Source organism: Paenibacillus sp. 598K, assembly GCF_003851045.1.
GTDB lineage: Bacteria > Bacillota > Bacilli > Paenibacillales > Paenibacillaceae > Paenibacillus_D.
In genome coordinates this window covers 3,014-9,812 of record NZ_BFBX01000210.1, presented here as the reverse complement: position 1 = coordinate 9,812, position 6,799 = coordinate 3,014, and the positions used below count along the sequence as shown (strand labels likewise).

At 62.1% G+C, this 6,799-nt stretch carries 5 protein-coding genes; 1 reads left to right on the top strand and 4 read right to left on the bottom strand.

Annotated features, from left to right (window positions below; all coding sequences use genetic code 11):
* Positions 1-67 precede the first annotated feature (67 nt).
* Together PA598K_RS34485 and PA598K_RS34480 are read right to left on the bottom strand one after the other, a co-directional pair.
* Positions 68-1,171, bottom strand: a complete 1,104-nt coding sequence (locus tag PA598K_RS34485) for an AAA family ATPase (protein WP_128661235.1) — start codon at positions 1,169-1,171, stop codon at positions 68-70.
* A 295-nt stretch (positions 1,172-1,466) separates the two neighbouring features.
* Complete coding sequence (locus PA598K_RS34480; protein ID WP_128661234.1) at positions 1,467-3,953, bottom strand: polyprenyl synthetase family protein; 2,487 nt, start codon at positions 3,951-3,953, stop codon at positions 1,467-1,469.
* 206 nt (positions 3,954-4,159) lie between these two features.
* Between PA598K_RS34480 and PA598K_RS34475 the strand changes: the two genes are divergently transcribed.
* Complete coding sequence (locus PA598K_RS34475) at positions 4,160-4,528, top strand: PH domain-containing protein (protein WP_128661233.1); 369 nt, start codon at positions 4,160-4,162, stop codon at positions 4,526-4,528.
* 95 nt (positions 4,529-4,623) lie between these two features.
* On the opposite strand, the gene PA598K_RS34470 is transcribed toward PA598K_RS34475, so the two are convergent.
* Positions 4,624-5,364: a hypothetical protein gene (locus PA598K_RS34470; RefSeq protein WP_128661232.1), complete on the bottom strand. Its 741-nt coding sequence runs from the start codon at positions 5,362-5,364 to the stop codon at positions 4,624-4,626.
* A 385-nt stretch (positions 5,365-5,749) separates the two neighbouring features.
* Positions 5,750-6,640 carry an ABC transporter ATP-binding protein gene (locus PA598K_RS34465; RefSeq protein ID WP_185602413.1) on the bottom strand — a complete coding sequence of 297 codons (891 nt, stop codon included), beginning with the start codon at positions 6,638-6,640 and terminating at the stop codon, positions 5,750-5,752.
* Positions 6,641-6,799: the final 159 nt, after the last annotated feature.

Here is a 6,799-nt window from a genome sequence, read left to right as displayed (position 1 = left end):
GCCGCCACGCTCGCCAGCGCGGCGGCCGCTGCCCCTGCGAGTGGGACTGTCTCGTCCTCCCCTGCCGCTACCCGATCCATCGTTTCTCCTCGTAGTACGCCTTCCACAGCTCGTCGGAGGAAGCCCGCTCCTTGACCACCTTGGCGAAGTAATTTTTCAGGATGGCGAGGTCCTTCGCATTCTCCTTGGCGATCGTGCCCAGCATATTCTGGACGAGCCGATCCAGTCCGACGCCGCCCTCTTCATAGTAATACGAGGTCATCGCGCTCTGGACGTAGACCGAGACGGCCTCCGCCGTGCTCAAGGTCGCCTGCGGCACATCCAGCTTGTAGCCCTCGCGGCTGATGCCGCGCCGCAGCTCCATGAACGTCGTCGCCAGCAGCTCGACGACCGCGCCGTCGACCTCGGTCTCTACGCCGCTATGACGCAACAGCGTCGCTGCCTGCGAGGCGATGATCTCCGCTTCCATATTCAGACTTGCGATCGGCTTGATCGTCTCGAAGTTAAAGCGGCGCTTCAAGGCGCCGCTCATCTCGTTGACGCCTTTATCGTGAATATTCGCCGTAGCGATGATATTAAATCCAGGCTTTGCGAACAGCACCCCGCCCTCCAGCTCCGGGATGCTCATCACCTTGTCGCTCATAATGCTGATCAGACTGTCCTGCACCTCGGCAGGGCAGCGCGTAATCTCCTCGAATCGGGTGAGGACGCCATGCTTCATCCCGTGATACAGCGGCGAAGGGACAAGTGCCGTCTCGGAGGGGCCTTTGTCCAGCAGCATCGCGTAGTTCCACGAATATTTGATCATATCCTCGGTCGTCCCCGCCGTGCCCTGGATCGTATTCAGACTGGTGCCGGAGATGGCGGCGGCCAGCAGCTCGCTGAGCATCGTCTTGGCTGTGCCGGGCTCGCCGACCAGCATGAGGCCGCGATTGCCCGCCAGCGTGACGACGGCTCGCTCGATCAGCACATCGTTGCCATAGAATTTGCGTGTGACGGGCACCTCCCGCCCTTCGTGAAGGATCGGCTCGTCCCGCCCGATGATGAAGTCTCGTACAGCCCGCGGCGACAACAGCCAATGCGGCGGACGGGCGCCGCTATCCGTCGCTCTGAGCGCCTCCAGTTGTTCGGCATACAGCGCCTCTGCAGGCGGCTTGATCGTCTCTTGCACCCCAAGGTCTCCTCTCGCATAAACAGATCGTATGTTCGGATGCAGATATCATAGCATAACCCTCCCCAAACATGCGACGAAGCTTGCCAAAAATAGGTTAAATGTCCTGCAAATCCGGTAATTGCGGATCACTATCGACCTAGCCTGAAGCCGCCCTATTGCGGCTGGAGAGCTAGCTGTATAAGCAAAAATGGATAGAAAAACTGCCTTACCCTCCTTACCCGAAACCCGCTCATCGCAAACACCCCGAAGCGTCAATCCGCTCCGGGGCAGGACGGGCTCGCCGCCCGTCTGTCTACCGTTCCCGGTGAACCATATAATCGAGCGCTTGCGCCAGCATCTCGCCGCCGCGCGACAATCCCTGCAGCGCCTCGGCCGCCAGACAGTAGCGCTCCCACATCTGTCGCCGCGCGCCCTCTACGCCCAGCTGCGTCACGAAAGTGGCTCTGCCTCGGCTCCTGTCCTGACGCACCGGCTTGCCCAGCAGCTCCGGATCGCCCTCGGCATCGAGCAAGTCGTCCCGGATCTGGAAAGCGACGCCGGCATGACGCGCGAACAGCCGCAATCGCTCAAGCTCCGACTCGGGGGTCCCGGCGAGCAGCGCGGGCATGACCAGTGCCGCCTCGAAGCCGATGCCGGTCTTGTAATAGCAGAGCGTCTCCAACTGCTCGAGGGTTAGCGTCTGTCCTTTGGCTCGCAGATCCATCGCCTGACCGCGACACAACGTCTCTGCCTGCTCGGCCGAGTAGCGGATGAGCCGCAGCACCGCCTGCGCATCGTAGCCGGAGAGGCGGCTCTGCTCCTGCACGGCGCGCTGGATGAGCAGCAGACCGGTCAGCTCGGCCGTCGCGCTGTCATAGACGCGATGCAGCGTCGGCCGACCGCGCCGCAGCTCGGCATCGTCCTGCGACGGCAGGTCGTCGAAGATAAGCGAGGCGGTGTGCATGTACTCCAGCGAACGCAGCAGCGGCAGCAGCGAATCAAGCGACAGGCCATAGACCTCCTCGCCGTACACGGCGCTCAACACCGGTCGCAGCCGCTTGCCGCCGCCGCCCACCATATAGTCGGCCGCCTCCAGCAGCGGATCGGCGAGCTGTCCCGTCGTCTCGCGCCGTCCGTCGGTGTCCGCGTCTTGACCTATGCTTGTGCGGACTGCATCCAGCCCGCCAGCCGCCGTTGTCTCAGAGCGCGCACCCGTACTGCATACCTGTCCGGGATGCTCCGCACCGGGTACAAGAGGCAACGCGGCGTCGATCCGCTGCCGGGCTTGCCGCGCCGCCTCCTCGAAGCGTCTCTGCGACGCCCGCGACTCCCGGAGATGCGTCGCCAGTCGATCCCGCAGCAGCTTGTCGAAAAAATCCACCTCGCCCGCGCGCTCGACCATCCGCTGGATGAGACGATGGAACGCTCCGTCCGGCAGCGCCAGCGATACCATCAGGTCCGCGTAGCGGGCCTCGCAGAGCCTGACGCGACAACGCTTCAACCCATTGATCGCCCGGCTCAGGATGACGTCCCGCGCTGCCGGGTCGCCCTCGTACACATGATGGATGAGATAACCGATCACCGCCCAATAGAGCGCGTAAGGATGGAGCAGATCGGGCCGTGTCTCGCGGTGTGTCATATAGTAGGTGTAGGGAGTCACCGCGCCTGCCGCCAGATCGTCCGCCAAGTCGGCGAAGTCGTCAGCCAACTGGTTGTACAGGCCATAATAGAACGTCCGCCGGCTGAAGCCTTCATCCTCCGTCGCGCCGACCACGGCGCGGGCCATCAGCCGGGAGTGGGCCGACTTCAGGATGACCGGCACGTACAACTCCTCCACAGAGTAGCTGTCATCGCTCAGCGTCTTGGCGCGATCGAGCTCCTGGGCGTGAAAAAAAACATAGGCCTCCGCCAGGAACTGCCGGAGCGCATCCGGCGCTTGCTCGCGCTTGATGAGCGCGAAGGCCTCGCTCAGCTCGGCGTACACATAAGCCAGCAGCGGCCGCTCCTCGGGGATCGTCTCGCGGAGCGGAGCAACCTCTCCTGTCAGGAGCACCATGCGGATCGCCTCGGCGTATCGCAGCTTCTCCGTATCCGTCAGCGCCGACGAATCGAGCAGATCGTCGATGAATGGATAGGTGAGCCCGTAGGCGTAGCCGAGCCGGATCGCCCGATCGATCGTGCGCGCCCGCAGGTCGGCGTCCGCTTCCTCTCCCAGCTCCTCGAGCGCATGGAGGACGACGCCGACGATAATCTTCATCAGCTTGCGCTGCGCATGCTCGGCCTCGAGCTCGTCGGGCAGCTTAGTCGCCACCTGGCGCAGCTTGGCGATCAGCCAGATCGCCGCCGACTCGACGCCCTCGGACTGCGCCCAGCGGTAGAGAGCAGCGTGGCCGATCCTGCCGATACCCGGACCTTCGCGGGGGCGTGTCAGGGTAGACTTCAGCCGCTCCGTCATACGGCGGATCGCCGCGACTGTACCCGAGTCGCTAGGCGACTGCCCCAGATCGCGCATGTACAGATACGTGACGCTCCGCTCCAGATAAGCGTCCAGCTTGCCTGTGCGGTGCAGCCAGCGGATATACCTCTCGTCCGGATCGCTATCCCGCTTGCCCGGGACGAGCCTCGCTCCCCAGCTCAGGACGCCGATATGTCCCGGCTGCCATAGCCGGAAGTCCTCGGTCAGCGCCCCGATATGCTCCCCGGTCTGGAGGTAGCCTGAGAGCGCCGTCAGATACTGGGAGGCTTGCTCTTCTGCGATGCGATAGTGGCGCTCGGCGTTGTTGTGGTGCTGGGTAGTCATCGATGTCGACCTCTTCTTCTATGTGAGAGTCTGTAGCTCGGATTGCTGCATAGGATGTTTAGGATGTGTATGATACATACGCTGGCGTTGTGCCTTGGTTACGAAAATTAATCGCCGCAGGGATCAGGAAAAAAGAGGATTGCGGCCGCTCAACACGAACCTACTATGAAATGAGCCATGAGCCAAAAATTAGAGGAGGCCGAACCATGTCTGGTATGCCGCAATTGCTCCAATGGACCTTTATCTCCGAATGCCCGGTGCCTGACGATGTAAATGCCCTGCTGGTCGACGGAGAACGCGCCGTCGCCGCTTACAAAACGATCCGCGACAGCGCCGTATTTACTAACAAGCGGCTGATCGTCCGGGACGCGCAAGGGCTGACCGGCAAAAAAGTGGAGATCTACTCGCTCCCCTACGAGTCGATCCATATGTGGTCGACCGAAAACGCCGGGAGCTTCCTGGATATGAATGCCGAGGTCGAGCTATGGACGAAGGCCGGCGCCATCAAAATTAACCTGCGCAAAGGCATCGACATCCGCAAGCTCGATCGCCTGATCGCCGAAGCGTTGCTCTAACGATTACCTGCGGCTGCGCGAGGCCAACCGCCCCGCCTTCCTCTTGCGCGAGAATGCATCGAACCGCCGGGCAGACCAAGCGGGGGCGCCTGGCATTATAAGTTTCCTTGGACCGCTATCCTGTCCACACGCGACAGCGTCGTTGCCGTCCAATGGCTGACATAGTCGAGGAATTCGGCACTGGACGGATTGGCATGCGCCAGTCCTGCCCAGTGATGGCATATCACATCCCAGTCCGACTGGCCGATAATATTCAATCCGGTCGGATCAAATTCCTCCAGCTGAAGCGGATAGACCTGCCGGATGCCCTCGTAGAGCAAATCAAAATCAACCTCGTAAATCCATAGGCTGGTACCAAGCTGTGCGCGCCACCGCCCCTGCTCATCCTCCGCATATGGATAGAGCCCATACCCGATCTTGCCGTCGCCCCGTCGATGGAATTGCTCGACAATGACGATCTCGTCTTTTGGCGTTATACGCAGCGATGTTACAGGCTCCGCCAGATGGCGTTGGATGTCTGCGACGATCGAGTCAAACTGCCGCTGCCTCGTATCCTCGGTCAACCTGTTCAGGAAGCTCGCTTTCAACCGCAAGGACTCGCCCCGCTTCTCTCTCCATTCGAACACGAACATTTCTTGCTCAGCTCGGTCCGGCTTGCCTTCCTTTAACCAGGTAAAATAAACGGCTTCGTCTCGTGTAACTATCATGGACAAACTCGTCTCGATCCAAAACATGCGATTGGTGCCGAAGTAGTCGATCAGAAACGATTGTATCCGTCTCTTCTGCTCGTATAGTGTCAAATATGCTGTACAAGCGATCTCTGTCGTATATCGCAAGGCCAGGACTCCTCTCCATAAACGATGTTCCGAAAGCTAACCAGCGCGAGGGGGCCGGTGGCACGACCGCGCTCGGGCGACTATCCGACATCACGCAGGCCCGCTGCGAAGCGCAACCTGCAACCTCGCTCCATCAAACCTGTCTGATCGTAGTATAGCACCCGAATATTCGTGGCGCGAAGACTCCCCCGCCCCAGGCGGCCCCGTCCCGGATGAACGACGCTTCTTCAAGCGAATCGTTACTAACGCTCAACAACGCGAAACCGCCCCTAACCTCGAAAGGCGGGGCGGTGATCAAAGGCGAAAGCTGCACAAGGATAGCATCTGACGGTGCATACCGTACGGCTATATAGAGCGGTAGGGACGAAACGCACGCAGCATCACGTTACGCCAGCACGCGAGCCCAAGCCTCCTGCTGCTGCAAGCGCCACATGCGGTAGTACGCGCCTCGGGTGCGTATCAGCTCGGCATGCGTGCCGCGCTCGCAGACCCGACCATCCTGCAACACGAGAATCTCGTCCATCGTCTCCAGTCCGGCGAGCCGGTGCGTCACCCAGAGCGCGGCCTTGCCCGCCAGCAGCGGACGCAGCTTCTCGCCGAAGGCCAGCTCGGTCAGCGGATCAAGTCCGGTGCCCGGCTCGTCGAACAGCAGCGCCGGCGCATCGAGGACGAGCGCCCGGGCCAGCGCGAGCCGCTGGCGCTCGCCTCCTGACAGTCTCGCGCCCCACTCGCCGATGATCGTATCGTAGCCCTGCGGCAGCTTGTCGATGACCGGCTCGAGCATCGCGATGCGCGCAGCCTCGCGGAGTACCTCCATCGGCGCGTCCGGGCGGCCGAGCCGCAGGTTGTCGGCGACCGTAGCGTTGAACAATTGCACCTGCTGCGAGACGACCGCGAACTGAGAGCGGCCAGCCTCGGCTGTCATCATCGCCAGCTCGCGACCTTGCAGTGTGACGCTACCCTCCTCGTAGTCGCGCAGCTTGAGCAGCAGCCGGATCAATGTACTCTTGCCGGCTCCACTCTCCCCGACCACCGCGACTTGGCGGCCTGTGGCGAGCGTGAGGTCGATGTCTCGCAGCGCATACGCTTCGTCAGCGTCATAGCGGAAGCCAAGACCGCGGATGTCTGCACGCCATGCCGGCAGCGAGCTCAGTCTGGCGACTGAAGCGGGACGCGCGGCTGCGACGCTGTCGACTTGCTGCGCGAGCGCAGCCGTAGCTGTCGGCGATGCCTCTGCCTCGGACAGCGCCGCAGCAGAAGGCACAACAGCTCGCATGTCTTGCGGCGAATCCATACCGACCGATGTGGCCAATGCAGGCTGCTGCGCGGCTGCCTGCGCCGTTAGCGGGTCTGCAGCCGATTGCCTTGCCATGTCAGGCTGCGACGCTGCAACGGCTGTCGACGCTGCTGGCTGCCGGGCAGCGCCAGGCTGCGC